Here is a 23,022-nt window from a genome sequence, read left to right as displayed (position 1 = left end):
CTCATTGAGGCAACAGACCCATAAACGCGGGCGGTTCACGAACAAGACCGTGGCCATCGTCGCCGCGCTGGCGCTCGGCGGTGGCGGAGCCGCCATCATCGCCGCGAACGCCTCCGCGAGCGGCACCAAGGATCCGGGCCAGGAGCGGACCCTGTCGGCGAGGGCGGGCACGATCAGCTGCCCCGATGTGGGCCAGAAGCTGAACGACGTCCCGCGCCAGGCCAGGGCCGAGGTCGACAGGAACCTGGCCGAGCTGGACTCCCAGGTGGCGGGCGCCTATCAGCGGATGGCGAGGAAGGAGGCGGGCCCGGACTCGGTGCTCACCACCCTCCAGCAGCAGCGGGCGGCCACCCTGGACCGCATCGGCATCGCCATCGGCCGCACCGCCCAGCGCCCCGCGGGCCTCGAGGAGATGAGCGCCTGCACGATGCGGACCGACTTCGGCGGGAAGGGCGGGGGAGGCGGCCAGGGCGGAAACCAGCAGGGCGGCAACCAGGGCGGGAACAACCAGGGCGGCAACCAGGGCGACGGCCAGCAGGGCGGCGGCAACCAGGGCGGCAACGGCGGGCAGCAGGGCAACGGCCCCTCGCCCCAGGACTTCGTCGACATCACGAAGGTGCAGCCCAACGTCAAGGAGCCGCAGAACCGGAACGGCGCGTCCACCGGTTCCTTCGTCTCGGAGTGCGGTGTCAACGAGCAGGCCATCCGCAACAGCGACAACGTGATCGTGGCGCCCGGCGTGGGCAACGGCGCCCACCACACCCACGACTACGTGGGCAACAAGACCACCAACGCCAACTCGACCAACGAGAGCCTCGCCGCGGGCGAGACCACCTGCTCCAACGGCGACCAGTCCACGTACTACTGGCCGGTGGTCCGGGTCCAGGACGGCACCCAGGAGAAGGACGCCGACCAGCTCGGCGGCGGCCTCGAGGGCAACGTGGGCCGGATCCTCACCCCCAAGAGCGCCACGATCGAGTTCAAGGGCAGCCCGGTCGGCAAGGTCACCGCGATGCCCCGCTTCCTGCGGATCATCACCGGTGACGCCAAGGCGTTCACCAACGGCACGGCCAACGCCAACGCCCACTGGAGCTGCACCGGCTTCGAGGACCGCCAGCTCACCGACAAGTACCCGCTCTGCCCGGAGGGCAGCGACGTGGTGCGCAGCTTCGCCTTCCAGAGCTGCTGGGACGGCAAGAACATCGACAGCGCCAACCACCGTGACCACGTGGCCTTCGCCCAGGAGGACGGCTCCTGCCCGAGCGGCTTCCAGGCGATCCCCCAGCTGGTGAACAAGATCACCTACGAGGTCCCGGCGGGCGAGACCTACGCGGTCGACGGCTTCCCCGAGCAGTTGCACAAGCCGATCACCGACCACGACGACTTCATCAACGTGATGTCGGACCAGCTCATGAAGAAGGCGGTGGACTGCATCAACAGCGGCCGGAAGTGCGGCTGATGCCAAGACCTCGCGCGTGCGCCGGCCGGTCGGCCGGCGCACGCCGCGTTCCGGCGCGGGGCCGCGAGGCCCCGCCCTCCGACCAGGAACTCACCCGGCGGCTCAGGGAGGGGTACCGCGAGGGCACCCCGAGTCCGGCGGCCGGTGAGATCCTCTACCGCCGCCACCACGAGGCGGCGCTCGCCTACGCCCGCACCTGCTGCCGCGCCCCCCACGACGCCGAGGACCTCGTGTCCGAGGCGTTCATCCGTACGTTCCAGGCCGTCCGGTCGGGCGGGGGTCCGCGGGGCCCGTGGCGCCCGTACCTGCTGACGGTGATCCGCCACACCGCGATCGAGCGGAGCGTCGACGAGCGCCGGCTGCTGCTCACCGCGGACTTCGAGTCCTGGCGGCTGCAGGCCACCGAGGCGGACCCGCAGCAGCGCCTGCTGGCCGAGGAGGAACGCCGGCTGCTGGCCCGCGGCTTCGCCGCGCTCCCCGAGCGGTGGCGGGCCGTGTTGTGGCACACGCTGGTGGAGGGCCACTCCCCGCGCCGTGTCGCCGCGCTGATGGGCCTGTCCCCCAGCGGTCTGACGTCCCTGTCCCACCGGGCCCGCGAGGGGCTGCGCGAGGCGTACTTACGCGCCCATGTGCGTGTCACGCCGGCGGACGACGAGCGCTGCCGCCACTTCAGCGCCATGATCGGGGCCTCGGTGCGGCGTGGTGTCGTACGCGGCCGCGGCCTCGCCCGCCACCTCGCCGAGTGTGCCTCCTGCTCGCGCGCGTACGCCGAGTTGCTCGGCCTGAACGCGGCCATGCCGGAGGCCACTTCGGCCGCCGCCGCCTCCGCCGCCTCCGCCAGGGCCACCGGGGCCACCAGGGCCACCGGGGCCACCGGGGCCCGGGACTGAGGCCACGAAGACCGCGGGCTCCCGGCCCGGCGACCGGAGCCCACACGGAACCGCCGGCCGCGGAGCGCGGCCGGCGGTTCCGTGTGCGGGGCTCGCGCCCGTGGCTCACAGCCCGTTGACGCGGGCCTCCCTCGCCATGCCGCCGACGGGCCGCAGCCCGGTCGGCGCCACCCGGCCCCTGCGGGTCACCACCCGGGAGTAGTGGCGTCGGATCCGGTCCATCTGGGCCATCAGCCGGCGGCCGCGCAGCGCCATCTCCAGCTCGAAGCGTATCCGCGGGTCGCGCAGGCCCGGCCCGAAGAGCTTCTCGATCTGCCGCAGCCGGTAGCGGACGGTCTGCGGATGCACCTTGAGCGCCTTGGCCGCCTCGGGCGCGCCACCGCCCTCGAGCCAGGCCAGCAGCGTCATCTGCAGCCGCTCGCTCTGCCGGGGAGTCAGCCCGGACAGCGGCTTGAGCCAGCGGGCCGCCAGCGCCCGTACCAGCGACTCGTCCTGGAGCAGCAGCAGCGTGGAGAGGTGGTCGTCGACGAACAGGATCCGGGCCTCGGGCCCGCTGCGCGCGTGGGTCATGGCCAGCAGCCGCCGGGCCCATCGCACCGAGGAGGCCGCGTCGTTCAGCGGTACGACATGGCCGACGGAGGCGGTACGGCCCCGCAGCGCGGCCTCCAGGGCGCCGCGCGCGGTGGCGGTGGCGGGTTCGGCCGCGGGGTCCCGGTCGGGGTCGGGCTCGGTGGCCGCGGCCGGGTCGGCCAGGGTGTCGGGGAGGGTGTCCGCGTCCGGGTCGGGGACCAGCAGGCACAGTTCGTCGCCGACGGCGCCGATGAGGGTGTCGCCGAACACCGGGGCCAGTTGCGGCGCCTCGCCGGGGGTGGGCAGGGCGATGGCCAGGACGGTGTCGGGCAGGGGCCAGCGGGCCGCCCGGGCCAGTTCGGCGAGGGCGCGCTCGGACACGGGCGCCTCGCCGACCAGGGCCTCGAAGAGGTCGCGCCGGGCCCGCTCGGGCGGGACCTCGGTCAGGGGTCCCAGGCCCCGGGCGGCGTCGGCCACCGCTTCCTCGGTGGCCTCCTCGCCCGCGGTTCGGTAGCCGAATGCCGTCAGGAGAGCCTGTTCGACTCCCCAGCGGACCTTGTCAGGCTCAATGTCCTCCAAGAGGTCGGCGAATCCCGGGACTCTGCGCCGAAGGGTCTCAACCACTTCTTCGGCCAGGGAGGGGAGTTCGTTGCGCAGGACGCGGGTCCGCTCGCCACGGGAGGGACGGGGGGACCGGATGCGGTTCGCGAGTTCGCCCATCATTACCTCGTTCTTGCCGGGGGGAGGCCCGACCGTCGGGGGGTCGGTCAGGCCCGTGGAGGTTGCCTCCGTCGCCGGTGTTGCGCTTCCGGAAAAGGGAGTCGAGGGTCCTCCGATGAATCTTGGAGGGGCCCCTCCCCTGCCGGTCCCGGTGCTTTGCCGGGTCTTTGCCATTGGAATGACAGTGGAGCAGGCTTCGACGGTGTGGGCAGTGGTCGTCCACAAGAAGTTGTCACATTACGACAAATCTTATGGAGATCACGTGTAGTTCGGAGATGCTGCCGTACCCAAAGACGACTTGACGTACTCGTCACTCGCGCGACCGTGCGCGATCGGGAGGCTCCGATGCCCATGCCCCAGCCGCCGACTCCCCCGATACCGGGGCCGCGCCGCAGGGCTCGCCACGCCGGATCGACCCTGCCGCAGGGCCCCGGAGGACCTGGCGGACGACGGGCCGCTCGCCGAGCCCGGCCGGTCAGGGCCGGTATCGGCTGGCCGCGCCACACCGCGCCGTACGCAGCCGTCGGGGCCGTCGTCCTCTCGCTGATCGTCGCCGCCAACGCCGGTGCGTTCACCCGGACGTGGGCCTTCCTCGACTTCGGGGCCGGGGTGCTGGCCCTGGTCTCGCTGAGCAGCGCGGTGCTGTGGGGACTGGCCGCCACCGACCGATTGATCCTGCATTCGCACCACCGGCTGCTCGCCCAGGGGGTCCACCGCGGGGCCGCGGTGGCCGGTCTGCTCTTCCTGGTCCTCCATGTGTGGGTGAAGGTGGCGGAGAGTCACACGAGCGCCGCGGCCATCGTGATACCGTTCGCTGACGCAAATAAACCCGTGCTGATCGGACTTGGCACCTTGGCCGGATACCTGTTCATCACGGCGGCGGTGACCGGTGCGGTACGCAGCGCCTTCGCCTCCGCCGGCAAGTCCCGCTGGCGGTACCGCTGGTGGCGGGCGCTGCATGTGGCCGCGTATCCCGCGTGGTGTGCGGCGCTGATCCACGGCCTGAAGTCCGGGCGGGCGGCCAAGGACTGGGCGACGGCCGGATATGTCATGGCGCTGGCCGCCGTGGCCATCACCCTGTGGATCCGGCTCGCCACCCGCCGGGCCGAGCGCCATGAGCGCCATGCCATCACCGGCCAGCTCGGCGTGGTGGCCGGTGCGCCCGGTGGCGGGGCCCGCGGGCCCGTGCCGGCCGCGCCCCCCACGGCCGGCCGTGGCTCCCGTGACAGTGAACCGCTCGGCGCCTCGCGCGGGTGGGGCGCGTGATCTCGACCAAACCCCGGCTGGCCTGTATCGACCCGCCCCGGCTGCTGGCCGGGCTGGACGAGACGTACCGGCTCGACCGCGTCGGACACCTCACCGTCCACGGCTCGCTGCCCACGCTGCGCCCGGACGAGCTGGTGGCCCTCGCGGAGAACATCGACCTGCGCGGCCGCGGCGGCGCGGGTTTTCCGTTCGCCAGGAAGGTCACGGCCGTCATGGAGTCGGCCGGCCGCCGGGACGGCCGCTGCGCGGTGGTGGTCAACGGCAGTGAGGGCGAGCCGAGTTGCCTCAAGGACACCGCGCTGCTGCTGCACACCCCGCATCTGGTCATCGACGGCGCCGTGCTGGCCGCCACCGCGCTGGGCGCCGACGACGTGGTCATCGCGGTGCACCGGCCGGATGTGGAGGAGTCGCTGAGCGCGGCCGTCGCCGAGCGCGGCCCCAGCGGGCCGCGGGTGCGGGTGAGCGTGACGGACGACCGCTTCGTCGCGGGCGAGGGCAGCGCCGTCATCAACGGCGTCAGCGGCGCCCCCGCCATCCCCAACGGCCGCAAGATCCGCACCAGCGACAGCGGCCTGGGCGGGCTGCCGACCCTGCTGTCCAACACCGAGACGTTCGCCCAGCTGGCCGTCGCCGCGCGGATGGGCGCCCTGCCGTTCCGCTCGGTGGGGCTGCCCACCGAGCCGGGCACCACCTTGCTGACGGTGGGCGGGAAGTACGTCATGGAGACCCCGTTCGGTGTGCCGCTCACCTATGTTCTGGAGCTGTGCGGCCTCACCCCGGGCCAGGGTGTCCTGGTGGGCGGCTACCACGGCAAGTGGCTGCTGCCCGACAGCCTGGGCTCGGTCACCGTCTCCCGTGAGTCCATGGAGAAGCACGGCGCCCGGCTCGGGGCCGGGGCGGTGCTGCCGATCCCGGAGAACACCTGCCCGGTGGGCGAGACCGCGCGGGTGGCGCGCTGGCTGGCGGGCGAGACGGCGAACCAGTGCGGTCCCTGCTTCATCGGGCTGCCCGCGCTCGCGGACGCCATCGGCCAGGTGGAGCGGGGTGGCGGCCAGGCGGCGCTGGACACCGTGAACGCCTATGTCCAGTCGGTGAAGCGCCGTGGCGCCTGCGGCCACCCCGATGGCACGGCGGGCTTCGTGACCACCGCGCTGGACGCGTTTCCGGACGAGTTCCGGGAACACGCGCTCGGCGCCGGATGCGGCCGTCCCACGCTCGGGGTGCTGCCGCTGACGGACGGCGCCTCGTCCGGGCCGCTGGCCCTGCCCCCCGGCCCCTCCGCCCGCCGGGACGAGCGGGACGCCTCGGAGCAGCTCATCGTGGACTGGACCCTGTGCCAGGGACACGGGCTGTGCGCGGACATCCTGCCCGAGGTGATCGAGCTCGGCATCGACGGCTATCCGCACCAGGCCAAGTACGGCGTGCCGCGCCAGCTGCGCGGGCAGGCCGTCCGCGCGGTGCGGCGCTGCCCCGCGCTCGCGCTGCGCATCGAGGAGTAGCCGGCCCGGACCACCACCCCTCTCGACGGCCGTCCGAAACACGGCCGTCGACGCGTCTCCGTTCGGGGAACACCACCGTTTTTGCGTCTGATGACAAATTCCGGGGCCCGTGAACACCCGCCGGGACGCCCTCCGTATGCAAGGGACGTCGGCGCAAAACAGCCGCCGGACCGCAAGCTTGAAGGAGTGGGCATGAAGAAGCGGCAGATCGCGTTCGCCGGGGCCTCGGTGGCGATGGTCCTGTTGACCGCGGCGTGCGGCAGCAGCGAGGACAAGTCCGCGGGCAGCGCCAACGTCCAGCCGGTCGGCGGCACCCAGACCGTGGGGGTCGGCGCCACCTCCGGGTCGTCGGGCTACGGCACCGGCGGCGGCAACGAGGCCGGTGGCGACGCGGGCGACGCCGCTTCCGGGTTCGGCAAGGACGCGCTGACCGGCCCCGCCAGGCAGCTGTCGGTGCGGGACGTCCCCAAGCTCGGCTCGGTCGTCACCGACAGCAAGGGCTGGACCCTCTACCGGTTCGACAAGGACACCGCCGGCTCCTCCCCCAAGTCCGCCTGCGACGACGCCTGCGCCACGAAGTGGCCGCCGGTGCCCGCCGACGACGCCACCGTCAGCACCGGCATCCGGCAGAACGAACTCGGCTCGGTCACCCGCGCCGACGGCACCGAGCAGCTGACGCTGGGCGGCTGGCCGGTGTACCGCTACGCGGGGGACACCAAGGCCGGGGACACCAAGGGCCACGGGGTGGGCGGCACCTGGAACGCCCTGGCGCCCGACGGCAAGCCCGCCGGGAAGAAGGCGGCCCGGGACGACAGTCTCGAACTCTCGGTCGACGACAACGCCAAGCTCGGCAAGATCGTCGTGGACGGTCAGGGCATGACCGTCTACCGCTTCGACAAGGACAGCGCCTGGCCGATGAAGACCGGCTGCCTGAACGCCTGCCTGGACACCTGGAAGCCCGTCGAGCCCGTGGACAGGACCAAGGTCGCCGGGGTCGACGCCAAGAAGCTCACCACCTTCACCAGGCCCGACGGCAGCAAGCAGCTGGCCTTCGACTGCTGGCTGCTGTACACCTTCACCGGGGACACCAAGCCCGGCGACACCAACGGACAGGGCAAGCAAGGGCTGTGGTTCGCGGTCACCGACAAGGCCAGGAAGGCCGGCGTGGCCGCGGCCAAGTGACGCGCGGCAGCGGTCCACAGCGAAGCAGCGGTCCACCGGGCGGGGGTCCGAGGCCATCGGCGCCCCCGGCCCTCCCCGCCGGACCACCATCGGGAGGTTGACGTGTCACACCTACTGCGCGCCACCGCGCTCAGCGCCGTGCTGCTGGTGAGCGGCTGCGCCGGGAGCCAGGGGCAGGGCCACACGGGCCACGCGGGCCACGCGGGCCACGGGGGTCACGGGGGTCACGGGGGTCACGGGGGTCACGGGCAGAAGAAGGCCTCCACGGCCGCCGGGGGCCCGGCCGAACCGGCGTCGCTGACGAGGATCGCCCGTGCCATCGGCTGCGAGGCGGATGTCGTCACCGACGCCGAGGAGCTGCGCCAGGCGGCGTGCAAGGCGGGCAAGGCCCAGTACACGCTGGTCACCTTCGCCACGGACCAGGGCAAGCGCGCCTGGCTGTCGGAGTCCAAGGACTACGGCGGCACCTATCTGGTCGGCTACCGCTGGTCGGTCACGGCCCCGTCGGAGGCCTCCCTGAAGCCGCTGCGGGTCAAGCTCGGCGGCACCATCGAGACCGGCACCTCCCACGGCGGCATGCGGATGGACGACGAGCAGGGTCACGACCGGCACGCCGGGCACCACTGAGTCCGGCGGGGCGTCAGGAACTTCTGCTGTCCACCCACTTGATCAGATCGGGGTCGGCGAGGGTGGAGACCCACAGGTCCACCGCCGGCGGTTCGTCCACGGGTTTGCGGGGGCCCACGCCGAGCACTCTCAGCCCCGCGCGGGACGCGGACAGGAATCCGCAGTGCGAGTCCTCCACGGCCAGCGCGTCGCCGGGGGCCGCACCGCACAGGCGGGCGGCCTCCAGATAGACGTCCGGGGCCGGCTTGGGGCGCACCTCCCCCTCGGGGACCAGGACGTGTTTGAAGTACCGCAGCAGCCCGGCGCGGGACAGCCCTGCCTCCACCACGTCGCGGGGGCAGTTGCTCGCCACGGCCAGCGGCGCGAACGCGGAGGCCTTGCGCACGAGTTCGGCGGCCCCCGGCATGGTGACCGGGTCGTCGGCCACCAGGCGGCGGAAGTTGTCGAGGAGCTGTTCGGTCATCTGCTCGGCCAGCGCGGGCGCCCCCGCGAACTCGGCCATCATCCGGCCGCATTCGCTGTAGTGGAGGCCCTTGGTGCGCCGGGCGAAGTCGCGGTCGGGGGCGGCGCCGTGGTGGGCGAGCACGACCTCGCGCGCCTTCTCCCAGTGCCGTTCGGAGTCCATGAGGGTGCCGTCGCAGTCGAAGACGATGGCGGCGGGGGTCCAAGCGAGAAGCGTGTTGGCTGTCATCTGCCTGCCGTTCCTTGGGAGTGGATGGATCGGCGCAGGGCGTACCTGTACCTGCGGAAGAGCAGCGCAGTGGGTTTCCTGGCGGCTCAGGCGCGAGAGCGCCAACCGCTGCCGTCCGACGCGCGGGCGCGTGTCGCGTGCGCGGCGCGGGAAGCCGTACAGGCGGAGAGTCGCCTGCCCGAAAGATAACGATCACTACGGTAGTTTGATGACCCGCAGTAAGCAAGAGATTACTATGTGTCGGCGTTTTGTTCGCCAATGATGTGTTCGTTGCTGCTGTGTTCGCCGCCGCCGTGTTCGTCGCCGCTGTGTTCGTGGCTCAGGGGTACCGCAGCACACCGACCGCGGTCCGCTGTCCCGCCTGCCACAGCCGGAAGACGCAGAGTCGGCCGTGCGGCACGCACTCGACGCGGGCGGGCGGGGCGAATTCGGTGAACCGCAGCGCGCGGAGCCGGCAGCCGACGGGCCGGGTGAGCACTCCCTGTGACGTGAGCGCCGCGGCCTGGCGCGCGGCCTCCAGCAGGACCAGGCCCGGCACGTGGTCGCTCCAGTGGTCGAAGAAGAAGGGGTGGCGGAGGTCCGCCGGGTCCAGGCGCAGGGCGCCCGCCTCGCGCACCACGAGGACGTCGCGCGCCGCCGGCACCGCCACCAAGGGGGGTGCGGGCCGGGCGAGGACGGGGGACCGCGGCGGCGCGTCCGCTCCGGGGGGCGCCGCGCGGCGGGCCGCCTCGTACGCCTGGGCGTCGAGGAAGCGCGCGGTGCCGCCGGCCCGCGCGAAGGGCGCCCCGCCGGCGAGGAGCACGATGTCGAGCCGCAGGCCGGTGAGGAACCGGCCGCAGGGCGTGGTGCGCGGGTCGGTGACCGCGGCGCGGCAGACCACGTCCGTGGCGCCGTGTCCGGCCCGCGGCTCTGCGGCCGGGTCGAGCGCGAAGGAGAGGTCCCGGATCACGAAGTGCGCCCCCGCGGGGGTGGCGAAGTGCCGGGAGGGCAGGTAAATGCCCAGCTGACGCAGGGTTTCGGCGACCATCAGGGGGTGGTGGCGGCCGTCCCCGCCGTGCGGGAAGGTGGGGTGCGACCGGGGCCACTGCGCCGCAGCCACGAACCGGTCGCCGCCCAGCGCGCGGACATCGGTGAGCAGCACCTCGGCCACCGAGGCCCGGTGCACCGCCTCGCGCGCCACGGTACGGGACCAGCTCAGCCGCCGCGCCGCGAGCTCCCACGGCTCCGGGGGCCGCGGGCGCCGCGGGGGCTCCGGGGGCTCCGGGAGGTCACGCGCCTCACCAATGATCGCCATAAAATACTAATAATCCCTGACCTGTGGGTCTTCACCTCCATGACATGCGAGAAGTCCGCTAAGTTCACCCCGACAACGCACCGCACGCGACGGAACACGCGACGGAACGAGGACGGACACACGTGCAAGAGCGGGCCGAGCAGACGCGCCGATCCCTCCTGGAAGCGGCGGCTTCCCTCTTCGACGAGCGGGGATACGCCGGCACCAGCATCAGCGACATCGCCACCCGGTCCGGCCATACCAGCGGCGCCATCTACTTCCACTACGCCAGCAAGGAGAAACTCGCGCTCGCCGTCGTCGAAGGACACTTCGCCACCTGGCCGCCGCTGATCGAGCGATACGCGGGCCCCGCCGCCACCGGCACGCCGGCGCTCGAGCGGCTGGTGCGGCTGAGTTTCGCGGTGGCCCGCGCCTTCCGCGACGACATCGTGGTGCGCGCCGGGGCGCGGCTGTGGGCGGAGCGCACCCTGATCGCGGCGCCGCTCCCGCCGCCCTTCGTCGGCTGGATCGACGCCGTGACCGCGATGCTGGAGCGGGCACACGCCGACGGCGACCTCGCCCCGCACCTCGACCCCGAGCGCGCGGCCCGCACCGTCGTGTGCGCCTTCTTCGGTGTGCACACCGTCTCCGAGGCCCTGGACCGGCGCCGGTCCATCGAGGACCACCTGACCGATCTGTGGGCGCTGCTGCTCCCCTCGCTCCAGGCCCGCCCGGCCGCCGAGGAGTTGCTCCCGCTGGCCCGGCGGGGCTGAGCGGGGCGGGAGCGAACCGGGCGGCGCCGGGCGGGGTTCGGCCGGGCGGGGCTTGGTGGGCGGGGCGAGGTGGGGCGGGGTTCGGCCGGCGGGGCTCGGGGCGCGTTACTTCCAGATCGCGTCGACCCACTCGGGGTGGTCGACGAACGGGTTCCGGTTGTGCTGGTAGGTGTCGTATATCACCTGGTTGCGCCGCTTCTCGAAGGCGTCCGGCGGGTCCTCGGCGTTCCACTTGCGCAGCGCGGACAGCCGTCCCAGATACGGCTGACTGCCGTTGCCCGCCTTGTCGTTCACCTCCAGGTCGGGGAAGCCGTCGTCGCCCTCGTAGCGCACCGCCATGTAGAAGATCATGCGGGCCACATCGCCCTTGACGGCGTCCCGGGGCTCGAAGGAGTCGGCGTCGGTGTAGTTGCCCGGCGCCTCGGACACCTGGGAGCCGCCCTCGTCGAAGTCCTTGTTGCCGCGGGTGCTGTTGACCGACACGTCCTCGGGACGCAGATGGTGCAGGTCGGTGCCCGGGCCGGTGGCGGTGCCGAAGTCGCCGTGGGACTTGGCCCAGACGTGTTCCCGGTTCCAGTCGTCGGGGTCGCCGCCGTTGGAGCTCTTGCTCTGCGACCGGCCGGTGTAGAGCAGGATGACGTTGGCCGAGTTGCCCGGGTCCTGGTCGGTGTTCTTCAGGGCCTCCCAGACCTGGCTGTACGAGATCTTGGTGTTATTACTGATGATCTTGTGCAGCGAGTCCTTGAGCGGCTGCCCGGTCTTGCCGATGGCGTCCTTGTAGTACGTGTCGTCGTATCCACCGGCGAGCGCGCGGGTCGCGGGCGCGTCACCGGCGGTGGCGGGGGTCTGCGCGGTGGCGGTCGCGGCCACCGCGCAGACCAGCAGGGCCAGGGATTTCCAGCGGGTCACACGGGTCATGTGCACAGGCGGTCCTCTCCCCGATTCACGTTCGATCGCCGAAAGGGTGTCAGAGAGGCGATCTCCCAAAGGTGAACACCAGGGAGAGGTTTCGTGACAGGGTCATGACCAAGGGGCCGTCATGGCCAAGAGGCCGTCATGGCCAAAAGGCCTGGGGCCGGGTCACAGCGAGGCGCCCCCGCACATCACCAGCGTCTGGCCGGTCATCGCGCCGCCGTCCGGCCCGAGCAGGAACGACGTCAGCCCGGCCACCTCCTCGGGGCGCACCAGCCTGCCCAGGGGCGGCAGCACCGGAGGGGTGGCGCTGCGGCCGGGGTCGCGCAGCATCGGGGTGTCCGTGGGGCCGGGCGCCACGACGTTCACGGTGACCGCGCGGGGCGCGAGCTCCGCGGCCCAGGACCGGGCCAGGGCCGCCAGCGCCGCCTTGGTGGCCGCGTACTGGCTCTTGCCCGGAACACCGGTCATGGTGCGGCTGCCCACCAGCACCACCCGGCCGCCGTCCGGGATCCGGTCCGCCAGGGTGTCCACCAGGACCTCGGCCGCCGCCACATGGACGCGCCACATCAGCTCCCCGTCGGCGGCCGAGAGGCCGCCGAGCCGGGCGGAGCGCTGGACGCCCGCCGCGTGCACGACCGCGTCGGCCCCGGTCACCGGGGCGAGCGCCGCCCGCAGCGCCTCCGGCCGCGCCAGGTCCACCGGGATCCAGCCCATCCGCCCGGCGGCCACCGGGGCCGTACGGCTGATCCCGGTGACCCGCCACCCCTCGTCCAGCAGCCGGGTGGCGATGGCGGCCCCGATGCCGGAGCTGGCGCCGGTGACCACCGCGTGGCGCGGCTCAGGCATCGGCCGCCCAATCCGGCGTCACCCGCACGTACTTGATGGCACGGCGGTGGTAGGTGTACGCGATGTGCAGCGCGCCGTCCGGTGTCTGCGCCACCGAGGGGTAGGACAGCTCGCGGTTGAGGCGGTCGCGCGAGTTGTTGGTCAGGCAGTGGCCGTCGCCGGTGTCCAGGTCCCGGCGGTGCGGCCAGGTGTGGCCGCCGTCGGAGGACAGGGCGAGGGTCATCGGGGCCCGCGGCGCGCCCCAGAAGGCGGTCCGGTCGCCGCCCGTGGCCACCGCCGGAGCGGCGGCGGCCGGCGCCCCGCCCGCCAGGCCCTCGTCGTCGATCTCGTCGTACAGCGAGACCCGTCGCGCGGTGGCGTCCGCGGCGCTGCTGTGGTTGTGGACCAGCGCCAGCCGGCCGTCGGCGAGCGGGACGTACTGAATGGAGGAGTTGTTGTTGGGCAGCTCCGTCGGCACCGGCTCGCTCCAGGTCTCGCCGCCGTCGCGGGAGTGGGAGCGGTACACCGAGTCCGCCCACCGGCTGCGGAAGAGGGCCAGCAGGGTGCCGTCGGGCAGCGGGTGGACGTTCATGTGCACACACCCGGTGGAGCCGGGCACCGGCCGCTCCCGCCAGGTCGCCCCCTGGTCGTCACTGATCATCACCGCGCTGGTGTCGTGGTCGCCGACCCAGGGGGTGCCCGGGGTGGCCACGCAGTGGAACACCGGCAGCAGCCACCGCCCGTCGTCCAGGACGACCACGGGCTGGCGCACGAACACGCCCCCCGCCGCGGTGGCCGGGAAGAGCGTGCGCGACGGCCCCCAGGTGGCGCCCCCGTCCGCCGAGACCCGCGACCGCACCTCGGCAGTGTCCTGGGCACCTGCCCGCTGGGCGGTGTGCAGCAGCCACAACTCGCCGGTCGGGGCGGGGAAGAGCACCGGGTTCTGCTCCGAGCGCTCCGGGTCCTCGGAGAGCCGCACCGGGTCCGTCCAGGTGTCCGAGCCCGGGGAGAGCCGGGAGAACCACACGCAGATGTCGGCCACGCCCTCCTGTGTCCCGCCGAACCACACGCACCCGAGGTCGCCCCCGGGCAGGACGGCCAGGTTGGCGGCGTGGTTCTGCACGGCGGGAGCGGGCAGGAACGCCTCGGCGCGCGCCGGGTCGCCGGGGCGCGGGCGCACCCGTCCGTCGGTCCGCAGCGCCTCCTCGGCCTGCGCGGGCGTGGTGTCGTGGTCGGCGGTCATGGCCGCGGGCTCCTTCGCTGGTGCGGGTGTGGTGGTCGAGTGGCGGGTCGGGGGCGGCGACTCACCGGTTGTAGGCGGGCATCGGCCCCCGCAGGCGGGCGCCGACCGCGTCGCAGGCCGCGACCGTGTCGGCCGGCAGCGGTCCCGCCTCGGCCGCCGCCACATTGGCCCGCAGATGCTCGACGCGCGAGCCGCCGAGCAGCAGCGCGTCCACCCCCTCGCGGCCGAGCAACCACCGCAGCGACAGCTCGACGAGCCCGAGGCCCGCGCCCTCGGCGATCCTCGCCAGGTCCTGGACGGCCTCGAAGAGCCGCGGGTCCCAGTACCGCTGCCGGTACATCTCGGCCAGCCTCGAGTCGCCGAAACGGCCCGACTCGGGCGTCTCGGCGAAGACGTGGCGCCCGGTCAGCAGGCCGCCGCCGAGCGGGTTGTAGACCATGGTGCGCAGCCCGCTGGTGGCCGCGTACTCGAGGTACTCCTCCTCCACCCGCCGGGCCAGCAGGTTGTAGAGCTGCTGGGCGACCACCGGCCGCGGCGCGCCCACCCGCTCCGCGGCGCGGTCGACCTCCGCGATCTGCCAGGCGGCGTAGTTGGACACGCCCAGCGCCAGGACCTTGCCCTCGGCGACCAGCTCGGCGACGGTGCCCAGGGTCTCCTCGAGCGGGGCGGAGCGGTCGGGCTGGTGGAGGTAGAAGAGGTCGACGTGGCCGGTGTTCAGGCGGCGCAGGCTGCCTTCGAGTGCCGCCCGCAGTCCGCGCGCGGACAGCGGGGAGTGGTCGCCGTGGTCGGGGTGCGGCATGCCGGCCTTGGTGGCCAGCACGATCCGGTCCCGGCGGCCGGGCAGCAGCTCGGCCAGGATCTCCTCGGTGGCCCCGCCGGCGTAGGCGTTGGCGGTGTCCACGCCGGTCACCCCGGCGTCGAGCGCCGCGTCCAGCATCGCGGCGGCACCTGCCCGGTCGACGGTGTCGCCGAAGGTCATGGTGCCCAGGACCAGGCGCGAGAGCGGCACGGGTACGCCGGGCAGCTCCACCGCGCCGGGCGAGGCGTGGCGGGTGGTGTCGGGGTGCGTCATCAGGGGGTGGCTCCTTCGGCCGGCGCCCCGGCGCGCCTGTCGCGCCGGGGCCGCGGATGGGGATGGTGGGTCAGGACGGGGTGGCCGGCTCCGGCGACCCCGCCGGGTCGGACGATCCCGCCGGTTCGGGCGTCCCCGCCACCTCGGGCGACACCGCCGCCTCCGCCGCCCCCGCCGAGGCGGTGGCGATCGCGGAGACCACGGCGCGCGGTTTGCGCCCCCGCATCGTGGTGGGGTCGAGGGCGGCGCGGCGCAGCGCCCGGGTGTACGGCTCGGTGGGCGCGGCGAGGACCGCCTGAGTGGCGCCGGCCTCGACGACGCGTCCGCCGCGCATCACCACGACATCGGAGCTGATCTCGCGGACCACTCCGAGGTTGTGGGAGATGACGATGTAGGCGAGTTGCCGCTCGGTGCGCAGGTCCCGCAGGAGTTGGAGCACCTGTGCCTGGACGGAGACGTCCAGCGCGGAGGTGGCCTCGTCGCAGACCAGCAGTTCGGGGTCGCTGGCCAGGGCGCGGGCGATACCGATGCGCTGTCGCTGCCCGCCGGAGAACTCGGCGGGGCGGCGGTGGAGCGCGCTGGCGGGCAGGCCCACCTGGTCGATCAGCTCGGCGGCCCGGCGGGCCCGCTCGGCCTTGGAGGTGACGCCGGCCAGCCGCAGCGGCTCGGCCACGGTCTCCTCGGCGGTCAGGTGGGGGTCCAGGGAGCCGTACGGGTCCTGGAAGACCATCTGCACCCGGCGGCGCAGCGGGCGCAGCCGCCGCTCCGGGAGGGTGGCGATGTCGGTGCCGTCGAGCAGGATGCGGCCCGCCGTGGGGCGCAGCAGCCGTACGAGGGAGCGGGCGATGGTGGACTTGCCGCAGCCGGACTCGCCGACGATGGCCAGCGACCCGCCGCGTTCGACGGTGAAGCCGACGCCGTCCACGGCACGGAACGTACCTCCCGGGACGGGGTATTCGACGACGAGGCCCTCGACGGCCAGCAGAGGGGTGGTCACAGCGTCTCCCGGTGTGCGGTGGCGGGGGCCGCCGGGCGGGTGGTCTCGTCCCAGGGGCCGAGGGTGGGGACGGCGGCGAGCAGGCCGCGGGTGTAGGGGTCGGCGGGGTGGTCGACGATCCGCTCGACGGGGCCGGACTCGACGAACCGGCCGCCGCGCATGACGTGGATGCGGTCGGACACCAGCCGGGCCACGCCCAGGTCGTGGGTGATCATCAGGATGCCGATGCCGGTGCGCTCCTGCAGCTCCATCAGCAGGTCGAGGACGCCGGCCTGGACGGTGACGTCCAGGGCCGAGGTGGGCTCGTCGGCGACGAGCAGCTCGGGCTCGGCGGCCAGGGCGATGGCGATGAGGACGCGCTGCAGCATGCCGCCGGAGAACTGGTGGGGGTAGGCGCTCCAGCGGGTCTCGGGGTGTGGGATCCGCACCCGGCCGAGGAGTTCGATGCCGCGGGCGCGCGCGTCGGCCCTGGACAGGCCGGGGTGGCGCAGCCGCAGCGCCTCGCCGAGCTGGTGGCCGATGGTGTGCACGGGGCTGAGCGCGGTCATGGGGTCCTGCGGGATGAGGGAGACCCCGCGGCCGCGGATCCGCCGTATCGCCTTGGGGTCGGCGATGATGTCGCGGCCGAGCACCCGGGCGGTGCCCGACAGCACGGCCAGCCCCTCGGGCAGCAGGCGCAGCAGGCCCATGGCGGTGGTGGACTTGCCGGAGCCGGACTCGCCGATGAGGGTGACCGTCTCGCCGGGGGCGATGGTGAAGCCGACCCCGTCGACGGCGCGGACCACGCCGCGCTCGGTGATCAGCTCGATCTGGAGGTCCTCGACCTCCAGCAGGGGGGCCGTCTCGCTGGGCCGGCTCATGCGGAGGCCTCCGTGACGCGTCGGCGGGTACGGTCGCGCAGACCGTCGCCCAGCAGGTTGACCCCGACCACCAGGAGGACGATGACCAGGCCGGGGAGGGTCACCAGCCACCAGGAGGTGGTGATGTAGTCCTGGCCGTCGGAGATGATCCGCCCCCAGGTGGCGAACGGCCGCTGGGGCCCGGCGCCGAGGTAGCTGAGCGCGCTCTCCAGCAGCACCGCCTGGGCGAGCAGCAGCAGGACGACCAGGGAGGCCTGGCGGACGATGTTGGGGATGACGTGGCGCGCCAGGATGGCGGCCTGGCGCAGTCCGAGCACCCGGACGGCGGCGACGTACGGCTTCTCCCGCTCGACGAGGACGAGCGACCGGGTGAGCCGGGCCACCTCGGGCCACTGGGCGACCGCGATCACGCAGGTGATGACGGTGACGGAGGGGCCGAAGAGGGCGACGACGAGCAGCAGCATCATCAGCAGCGGCAGCGACATCTGGGCCTCGAGCAGCCGGGAGACGACGGTGTCGATCCAGCGGCCGAAGTATCCGGCGGCGGCGCCGGCGACGATTCCGATGAGGCCGGAGACGACGACCGCCAGCACGCCGATGGACAGCGACACCTGGCCGCCGTGCAGCACCCGGGAGAGCAGGTCGCGGCCGAGCTGGTCGGTGCCGAAGAGGTGGCCGTCGGTGAGCGGCGGCAGCCGGCGCTTGGAGAGGTCCTGGTCGTTCGCCCCGGGCAGCGGCAGCACCTGGGCGAGGGCGACGGGGACCACGACCAGCAGGGTGCACACGGCGCCGGCCCACAGTTTGAGGCTCGCGCTGCGGCGGCGCCGGGTGGCGGTGGCGCGGGCCACGTCCTTCGCGGTGACCGCGCTCGGGCGGGGACGGGGGGCCGTCCCGGCCGGGGCCGGGGGTTCGAGGGCGCCTTTCATGGCTCAGGCCGCCTTTCCCAGGCGTACCCGCGGGTCGAGCAGCGGGTAGGCCAGGTCGATGAGGAGTTGGACGAGGACCGCCAGCGCGGCGGTGACCAGGACGGTGGCCTGGATGAGCGGGTAGTCCCGGGTCTCCAGGGCGCGGACGACCAGGGAGCCGACGCCGGGCCAGCCGAAGACCACCTCGACCACCACCACGCCGTTGAGCATCGCCGCGAACCGGGTGCCGAGCGCGGTCAGCACCGGGATGGCGGAGTTGCCCAGGGCGTAGCGCCAGGTCAGCGCGCGTTCCGAGACGCCGCGGGAGCGGGCGACGGTGATGTACGGGGAGGCCAGGGCCGCGACCATCTCGCGGCGGACCAGCCGGGAGATGAGCGCCATCTGGAGGACGGCCACGGTGACGGTGGGCAGGACCAGGCCGCCCCAGGTGGTGAACCCGGAGGCGGGCAGCACCGGCACCAGCACGGCGAAGACGGTCAGCAGCATGACGCCGATCCAGAAGTCCGGCATGGACTGTCCGGCGATGGTGAGGACGTTGGCGCCCAGTTCGCGCTTGGTGTCGGCGCGGCGGGCCATCCACACGCCGAGCGGTACGGCGACGAGCGCGGTGAGGGCGATCGCGGCGGCGGAGAGGGTGATGGTGTAGGGCACCCGGTCGAGCACCACGTCGAAGGCGGGGGCGTGGAAGGAGTAGCTGGTGCCGAGGTCGCCGGTGAACAGGTCGCGCAGGAAGACCCAGTACTGCGTCAGCAGGCTCTCGTCGAGGCCGAACTGTTCGCGGATGCGGGCCAGGTCCTCGCTGGTCGGGTTGGGGCCGGCCAGGGCCGCGGCGGGGTCGCCGGGGGCCATGCGCACCAGCACGAAGACGGTGGACAGGGTCAGGAAGACGGTCAGGACGCTCTGGCCGAGGCGGCGGAGCAGATAGCGGATCACGGCTCAGCCCTCCAGGCGCACGGCGGCGAGGTCGTAGGAGTTGACCTGCAGGAGCCGCACGTCCTTCACGCGGGTGCGGCGGGCCAGCACCACGTTGGGGATGAAGGCCCACAGGCAGGGTCGGGTGTCCCAGATCGCCTTCTGGACGGCGGCGAGCTTCTTGTCCCGGGTCTTCTCGTCGCTCTCGGCGGAGGCGTCGGCCAGGCGGGCCGCGATCTCGGGGAAGACATAGCCCTGGTAGGTGTCCCGGGTCTTCTCCTTCTCCGGTGTTCCGCCGTACATGCCCTGGAGGCTGGTGCTGGCGTGTCCGGTGGGCACCGAGTAGCCGTTGCCGAGGACGTCCCAGTCGCCGCGGCGGCCCTGGCGCCACTGGAGGATGTCGCCGCCCGGCTGGAACTGCTGCAGGCTGGCGCGGACGCCGACGGCGCGCAGCATCTCCAGGACGGCCTCCATCACCGAGGTGTCCGCGGGGAACTCCCCCGACTCCCAGATGATCCTCACCTTCAGGTCGCCGGCGCCCAGGGCGGCCAGCTTCTTGCGGGCCTTGCCGGGGTCGTAGACATAGGACCCGGTGCGCACCGCGCCCCGCAGGGCCAGCGGCACCACGCCCTCGGCCTGCTGGGCGGAGCCGGTGAGCACATCCCGCACCAGGGCCTCGCCGTCGATGGCGTAGCTGAGCGCCTCGCGCACCCGCGGGTCGGCCAGGGGATGCCCGCGGGGTTTGCGGAAGTTGAAGAACAGCTGGTTGACCCGGGTGCCCGAGGTGCGCTCCAGGCGCACGCCGGGCAGCCCGCGCAGCTGCTCCGCGGAGTCGGGGGTGATGGTGTCGATCACGTCCAGCTCGCCGCTGCGCACCGCGACGACGCGGCTGGACTCCTCGGGGACGAAGCGCACCCGCACCTTCTCGATGGCGGGGCGCCGCCCCCAGTACTCGGGGTTGACGGCCAGGGAGTACTCGCCGGTGCCGGAGTTCGCCGAGGTGACGACGTACGGGCCCGAGCCCACCCCGCCGGTCAGCTCCTCGGGGCGGTTCTTGGCGGCCGGGCTGATGAGGATGTTGGCCATCAGCTGGTCGAGGATCGGCACCGGGTGTTCGGTGCGCAGGTGGAAGGTGCGCTCGTCGACCTTCTCGACGGTGGGCAGTTCGGGGAAGAGGCCGATCAGGAAGGAGCCGTTGACGCCCGCGTACATCTTCAGGGCGGTGGCCACGTCCTTGACGGTGACGGGGGTGCCGTCGGAGTAGCGCACGCCGTCCCGCAGCCGCACCGTCCAGCGGGTGGGCTCGGTCATCTCGAAGCGGTCGGCGAGCACCAGCTCGGTGGTGAGGCCCCGCCCGATGCGGGTGAGCGCCTGCCGTACGGCGCGCTGCACCGTGACCGCCGCGTCGAACTGGTTGAGCTTGTTGTCGAGGCTGACCAGGGAGCGGTTCAGCCCCAGGCTGATGGTGCCGGGGCCGGGGGCACCGGTGGGGCCCGCGCAGCCGGCCAGGGGGCCGAGCGCGAGGCCCGCGGTGGCGCCCGCGCCCAGGCGCAGCACGGTCCGCCGACTGGGGGCGGTCAGGCCGGTTGGGAAACCGGATGGGTTACGGGTCATCGTCGACCTCTCGGCATTTCAGGCGAGCGACCGGCTCGCTCGACCCGCCCCGGGTCGCCTCCGGGCGGGTCACAGTGTCGCGGCGGTCACCGTGACATGGATGCGCGTTTCACGCAATACCTCTCGCACACTTCGCGCAGAGTGTGTCATCATCGGGACCGCCGGGGCGATGCGGTCGGCCGCCTCGCGCTTCCGTGCCGTTCCCCGCAGGTCCAGGTCGTTCGAGGAGGTACCGGTGGAACCGACGCCCAGTCGGCGGCTGCTCGCCGTCGCGGACGACCTGTCCGGCGCGGCCGAGACGGCCGCGGGGCTCGCATCGCGCACAACGCGCAGTCGTGTGGTGCTGGTTGGGACCGCGGCGGCCCCCCGCCACCCGGGCGAGGCGACCGTGCTGGACCTGGACTCGCGCCAGCTCTCCGCCGCCGAGGCGGCGCGGGCGGTCAGTGCCGCGCTGGCCCTGTCGCCCTCGGGCGACACCCTGGTCCTGAAGAAGATCGACTCGCTGCTGCGGGGCAATATCGCCGCCGAGGTGGCCGCCCTCGCCGCCGGCGGAGCGGGCGTGGTCGTGGCGCCCGCGCTGCCCGCCGCCGGCCGCTCGGTGCGCGGCGGCGTCGTGCACCTGGGCGCCACCCCGCTCCACCGCACCGACGCCTGGCGCGCCGAGCCGGAGCCCCCGCCCCGCTCGGTGCCGGACGCGCTCGGCCCGGCGCGCACCGCCCTCATACCGCTCACTGCCGTACGGGCCTCCCGGCGCACGTTGCTGTCCGCGCTGCGGGCCGCACTGGCCGAGGGGCGCGTGGCCGTCTGCGACGCGGAGACCGACGCGGACCTGGACGCGGTCGTCGAGGCGGCGCTGGCCGACGGGCCCGCCACCCGCCTGGTCGGCTCCGGCGGCCTGGCCGCGGCGCTCGGCCGCCATCTGGCGGCCGGCGAGCCGCCGGGCCCTGCCCGGGCGGCCTCCGAGGAGGAGACATCAGCGGCCGACGCGGTGTGGGGGAAGACGCCAACAACCCAGACAACGCAGACAACGCGGCCAGCACAGACAGCGCAGGCAACGCGGACAACGCGGCGAGGTGCCGTGGCCGGCGTCGCGGGCCCGGGAAGATCGCCCGGACAGGGGCCAGCGGACGCCGGGCCCCCGTCCCCCGCCCCGGCGGCGGCCGGCCCCCGGCCGCTGCTGGTCGTGGTCGGCACGGCCGAACCCTCGGCGGCCGAGCAGATCCGGCGACTGGCCGCCGATGGCGCCACCGTGGTGCGGCTGCCGGTCCGGGAGCTGTGCGCGGACGACCCCTCCGCACCCGCCGCGCGGCCGCTGCCGCCGCTGGGCGACGGGGTGACCGTCGTCGCCCCCGAGCCGGCCACCGCCGGCCCGCCCCCGGACGGTGTGACGCCCAGGCGGCTGGTGCGCGGGCTCGCCCGCGCCGTCGCCGCCGCCGTCGCCCGCCGCGACGGGGCCGTCGATCTGGTCCTGACCGGTGGGGAGACCGCCCGCAGGGTGCTGGACGCGCTCGGCGTCACCGAACTCCACCCCGTCGGCCAGGTACACCACGGCGCCGTCCACCTCCGTACCCCCGACGGGCGATCCGTCGTCACCCGCCCGGGCAGCTTCGGCGACGCCGACTCACTGCGGCAGATCGTCCAGGCACTGCGCCCCCACCCGACCCAACGGAAGGTCCGTCCATGAACGCACCGCCCACCCTCCCCCTCATCGCCGTCACCATGGGCGACGGCGCCGGCATCGGGCCGGAGGTGATCGTCCCCGCGCTGCTCGGCCAGGACACGCTGCGCCGCTGCCGCCCGGTGGTCATCGGGGACGCGGAGCGGCTGCGCCAGGCCGCCCGGCTGGGGAACCTCGCCTGCGAGATCGTGCCCGTCTCCGGGCCGGAGCAGGCAGAGTTCACCCCGGGCCGGATCAATGTGATCGACCTGGGCCTGCTCCCCGCCGACCTGCCCTGGGGCCAACTGTCCGCGGTGGCCGGCGACGCCGCGTACCAGTACGTGCGGGTGGCCGCCGAACTGGCCATGAGCGGCGCGGTGCAGGGCATCTGCACCGCCCCCCTGAACAAGGAGGCCCTGCACGCGGGCGGCCACCTCTTCCCCGGGCACACCGAACTCCTCGCCCACCTCACCGGCGTCGACGAGGTGTCGATGATGCTGGCCACCCCGACGGTCAAGGTCATCCACGTCACCACCCACATCGGCCTGATCGACGCGGTGAACCGGATCGAGCCAGGTCTGGTCGAGCGCACCGTGCGCCGCGGCCACGAGGCGATGGTCCGCGCCGGCACCCCGCGGCCGGTGATCGGGGTGTGCGGCATCAACCCGCACGCCGGGGAGAACGGCCTGTTCGGCTACGGCGAGGAGGAGGAGAAGATCGTCCCCGCGCTGGAGGTGCTGCGCGCCGAGGGCATCGACGCCCGCGGCCCGCTCCCCGCCGACACCGCCTTCTTCCTGGCCGGCCGCGGCGACTACGACCTGATCGTGGCCATGTACCACGACCAGGGGCACGGCCCGGTCAAGGTGCTCGGCCTGGAGGCCGGGGTCAATCTGACCGTCGGACTGCCCGTCATCCGGACCTCCGTGGACCACGGCACCGCTTTCGACATCGCCGGTACCGGAAAGGCGGACCCCGGTAGCATGATCGAGGCCCTGCGGCAGGCGGCCGAGATGTCCTCGGCCCCCGCCCGGTGACGCGAGGACGCCCCGAT

Annotated in this window: 21 protein-coding genes; 9 read left to right on the top strand and 12 right to left on the bottom strand. The window is 73.6% G+C overall.

From position 1 onward, the window contains the following. Window positions 1–4 precede the first annotated feature (4 nt). Together BBH68_RS30215 and BBH68_RS30210 are read left to right on the top strand one after the other, a co-directional pair. Window positions 5–1,459, top strand: coding sequence for a DUF1996 domain-containing protein (locus tag BBH68_RS30215; RefSeq protein WP_065966910.1), 1,455 nt, complete (start codon window positions 5–7; stop codon window positions 1,457–1,459). Continuing rightward, window positions 1,459–2,349, top strand: a complete 891-nt coding sequence (locus tag BBH68_RS30210; protein ID WP_079151285.1) for an RNA polymerase sigma factor — start codon at window positions 1,459–1,461, stop codon at window positions 2,347–2,349. The genes BBH68_RS30215 and BBH68_RS30210 overlap by 1 nt, the downstream gene beginning before the upstream one ends. A gap of 105 nt (window positions 2,350–2,454) precedes the next feature. Here the strand turns inward: BBH68_RS30210 and BBH68_RS30205 are convergent, their stop codons facing one another. Next, window positions 2,455–3,639 (bottom strand): PucR family transcriptional regulator, encoded by a 1,185-nt coding sequence (locus BBH68_RS30205; RefSeq protein WP_065966921.1) that lies wholly within the window; start codon window positions 3,637–3,639, stop codon window positions 2,455–2,457. Window positions 3,640–3,984: 345 nt separating this feature from the next. Here BBH68_RS30205 and BBH68_RS30200 point away from each other — a divergent pair, with 345 nt between their 5' ends. The 4 genes from BBH68_RS30200 to BBH68_RS30185 all read left to right on the top strand — a co-directional run bounded on the left by BBH68_RS30200 (window position 3,985) and on the right by BBH68_RS30185 (window position 8,213). Then, on the top strand, window positions 3,985–4,905 hold the full coding sequence (locus BBH68_RS30200; RefSeq protein WP_245738369.1) for a ferric reductase-like transmembrane domain-containing protein: 921 nt from the start codon (window positions 3,985–3,987) through the stop codon (window positions 4,903–4,905). Then, window positions 4,893–6,404 (top strand): NADH-quinone oxidoreductase subunit NuoF family protein, encoded by a 1,512-nt coding sequence (locus tag BBH68_RS30195; protein WP_065966909.1) that lies wholly within the window; start codon window positions 4,893–4,895, stop codon window positions 6,402–6,404. Before BBH68_RS30200 ends, BBH68_RS30195 begins: the two co-directional genes overlap by 13 nt. A 192-nt stretch (window positions 6,405–6,596) precedes the next feature. Beyond that, window positions 6,597–7,586, top strand: a complete 990-nt coding sequence (locus BBH68_RS30190; RefSeq protein WP_065966908.1) for an SCO0930 family lipoprotein — start codon at window positions 6,597–6,599, stop codon at window positions 7,584–7,586. Window positions 7,587–7,688: 102 nt separating this feature from the next. After that, window positions 7,689–8,213, top strand: coding sequence for a hypothetical protein (locus tag BBH68_RS30185; RefSeq protein ID WP_065966907.1), 525 nt, complete (start codon window positions 7,689–7,691; stop codon window positions 8,211–8,213). Between the two features lie 13 nt (window positions 8,214–8,226). On the opposite strand, the gene BBH68_RS30180 is transcribed toward BBH68_RS30185, so the two are convergent. Then, a complete protein-coding gene (locus BBH68_RS30180) occupies window positions 8,227–8,904 on the bottom strand; it encodes an HAD family hydrolase (RefSeq protein WP_065966906.1) in 678 nt (225 codons plus the stop codon). Window positions 8,905–9,223: 319 nt separating this feature from the next. Next, window positions 9,224–10,198: a ScbA/BarX family gamma-butyrolactone biosynthesis protein gene (locus tag BBH68_RS30175; protein ID WP_079151281.1), complete on the bottom strand. Its 975-nt coding sequence runs from the start codon at window positions 10,196–10,198 to the stop codon at window positions 9,224–9,226. 122 nt (window positions 10,199–10,320) lie between these two features. Between BBH68_RS30175 and BBH68_RS30170 the strand changes: the two genes are divergently transcribed. After that, complete coding sequence (locus BBH68_RS30170) at window positions 10,321–10,950, top strand: ScbR family autoregulator-binding transcription factor (RefSeq protein WP_065966905.1); 630 nt, start codon at window positions 10,321–10,323, stop codon at window positions 10,948–10,950. Between the two features lie 105 nt (window positions 10,951–11,055). Here BBH68_RS30170 and BBH68_RS30165 read toward each other — a convergent pair whose 3' ends face one another. From BBH68_RS30165 to BBH68_RS30125, 9 genes are all read right to left on the bottom strand, one after another. Further along, entirely contained in the window at window positions 11,056–11,868 is an 813-nt protein-coding gene (locus tag BBH68_RS30165) for an endonuclease I family protein (RefSeq protein ID WP_065966904.1), read from the bottom strand. 162 nt (window positions 11,869–12,030) lie between these two features. Further along, window positions 12,031–12,711, bottom strand: a complete 681-nt coding sequence (locus BBH68_RS30160) for an SDR family NAD(P)-dependent oxidoreductase (protein ID WP_065966903.1) — start codon at window positions 12,709–12,711, stop codon at window positions 12,031–12,033. After that, window positions 12,704–13,933: a sialidase family protein gene (locus BBH68_RS30155; RefSeq protein ID WP_065966902.1), complete on the bottom strand. Its 1,230-nt coding sequence runs from the start codon at window positions 13,931–13,933 to the stop codon at window positions 12,704–12,706. The genes BBH68_RS30160 and BBH68_RS30155 overlap by 8 nt, the downstream gene beginning before the upstream one ends. A gap of 61 nt (window positions 13,934–13,994) precedes the next feature. Continuing rightward, entirely contained in the window at window positions 13,995–15,005 is a 1,011-nt protein-coding gene (locus BBH68_RS30150; protein ID WP_065966901.1) for an aldo/keto reductase, read from the bottom strand. Window positions 15,006–15,075: 70 nt separating this feature from the next. Next, entirely contained in the window at window positions 15,076–16,002 is a 927-nt protein-coding gene (locus BBH68_RS30145; RefSeq protein ID WP_065966900.1) for an ATP-binding cassette domain-containing protein, read from the bottom strand. After that, a complete protein-coding gene (locus tag BBH68_RS30140; RefSeq protein WP_065966899.1) occupies window positions 15,999–16,862 on the bottom strand; it encodes an ABC transporter ATP-binding protein in 864 nt (287 codons plus the stop codon). The genes BBH68_RS30145 and BBH68_RS30140 overlap by 4 nt, the downstream gene beginning before the upstream one ends. Further along, window positions 16,859–17,788 carry an ABC transporter permease gene (locus BBH68_RS30135; protein ID WP_065966898.1) on the bottom strand — a complete coding sequence of 310 codons (930 nt, stop codon included), beginning with the start codon at window positions 17,786–17,788 and terminating at the stop codon, window positions 16,859–16,861. Before BBH68_RS30135 ends, BBH68_RS30140 begins: the two co-directional genes overlap by 4 nt. Before the next feature lie 3 nt (window positions 17,789–17,791). Then, entirely contained in the window at window positions 17,792–18,721 is a 930-nt protein-coding gene (locus BBH68_RS30130) for an ABC transporter permease (protein WP_065966897.1), read from the bottom strand. 3 nt (window positions 18,722–18,724) lie between these two features. Next, entirely contained in the window at window positions 18,725–20,314 is a 1,590-nt protein-coding gene (locus BBH68_RS30125) for an ABC transporter substrate-binding protein (protein ID WP_065966896.1), read from the bottom strand. 235 nt (window positions 20,315–20,549) lie between these two features. Between BBH68_RS30125 and BBH68_RS30120 the strand changes: the two genes are divergently transcribed. After that, a complete protein-coding gene (locus BBH68_RS30120) occupies window positions 20,550–21,998 on the top strand; it encodes a four-carbon acid sugar kinase family protein (RefSeq protein ID WP_065966895.1) in 1,449 nt (482 codons plus the stop codon). Continuing rightward, window positions 21,995–23,005 (top strand): 4-hydroxythreonine-4-phosphate dehydrogenase PdxA, encoded by a 1,011-nt coding sequence (pdxA, locus tag BBH68_RS30115; protein WP_065966894.1) that lies wholly within the window; start codon window positions 21,995–21,997, stop codon window positions 23,003–23,005. The genes BBH68_RS30120 and pdxA overlap by 4 nt, the downstream gene beginning before the upstream one ends. Window positions 23,006–23,022 lie beyond the last annotated feature (17 nt).

The sequence above is a fragment of the Streptomyces sparsogenes genome, from assembly GCF_001704635.1.
Lineage (GTDB): Bacteria > Actinomycetota > Actinomycetes > Streptomycetales > Streptomycetaceae > Streptomyces > Streptomyces sparsogenes.
This window is presented reverse-complemented; position numbering and strand designations above follow the sequence as displayed.

Excerpts from the sequence above, each read along its gene's own strand:
- BBH68_RS30180 (WP_065966906.1), bottom strand. The coding sequence starts at position 8,904 with ATGACAGCCAACACGCTTCTCGCTTGGACCCCCGCCGCCATCGTCTTC.
- BBH68_RS30165 (WP_065966904.1), bottom strand. The coding sequence starts at position 11,868 with ATGACCCGTGTGACCCGCTGGAAATCCCTGGCCCTGCTGGTCTGCGCG.
- BBH68_RS30200 (WP_245738369.1), top strand. The coding sequence starts at position 3,985 with ATGCCCATGCCCCAGCCGCCGACTCCCCCGATACCGGGGCCGCGCCGC.
- BBH68_RS30125 (WP_065966896.1), bottom strand. The coding sequence starts at position 20,314 with ATGACCCGTAACCCATCCGGTTTCCCAACCGGCCTGACCGCCCCCAGT.
- BBH68_RS30150 (WP_065966901.1), bottom strand. The coding sequence starts at position 15,005 with ATGACGCACCCCGACACCACCCGCCACGCCTCGCCCGGCGCGGTGGAG.
- BBH68_RS30205 (WP_065966921.1), bottom strand. The coding sequence starts at position 3,639 with ATGGGCGAACTCGCGAACCGCATCCGGTCCCCCCGTCCCTCCCGTGGC.
- BBH68_RS30155 (WP_065966902.1), bottom strand. The coding sequence starts at position 13,933 with ATGACCGCCGACCACGACACCACGCCCGCGCAGGCCGAGGAGGCGCTG.
- BBH68_RS30135 (WP_065966898.1), bottom strand. The coding sequence starts at position 17,788 with ATGAAAGGCGCCCTCGAACCCCCGGCCCCGGCCGGGACGGCCCCCCGT.
- BBH68_RS30175 (WP_079151281.1), bottom strand. The coding sequence starts at position 10,198 with ATGGCGATCATTGGTGAGGCGCGTGACCTCCCGGAGCCCCCGGAGCCC.
- BBH68_RS30190 (WP_065966908.1), top strand. The coding sequence starts at position 6,597 with ATGAAGAAGCGGCAGATCGCGTTCGCCGGGGCCTCGGTGGCGATGGTC.
- BBH68_RS30160 (WP_065966903.1), bottom strand. The coding sequence starts at position 12,711 with ATGCCTGAGCCGCGCCACGCGGTGGTCACCGGCGCCAGCTCCGGCATC.
- pdxA (WP_065966894.1), top strand. The coding sequence starts at position 21,995 with ATGAACGCACCGCCCACCCTCCCCCTCATCGCCGTCACCATGGGCGAC.
- BBH68_RS30210 (WP_079151285.1), top strand. The coding sequence starts at position 1,459 with ATGCCAAGACCTCGCGCGTGCGCCGGCCGGTCGGCCGGCGCACGCCGC.
- BBH68_RS30140 (WP_065966899.1), bottom strand. The coding sequence starts at position 16,862 with ATGAGCCGGCCCAGCGAGACGGCCCCCCTGCTGGAGGTCGAGGACCTC.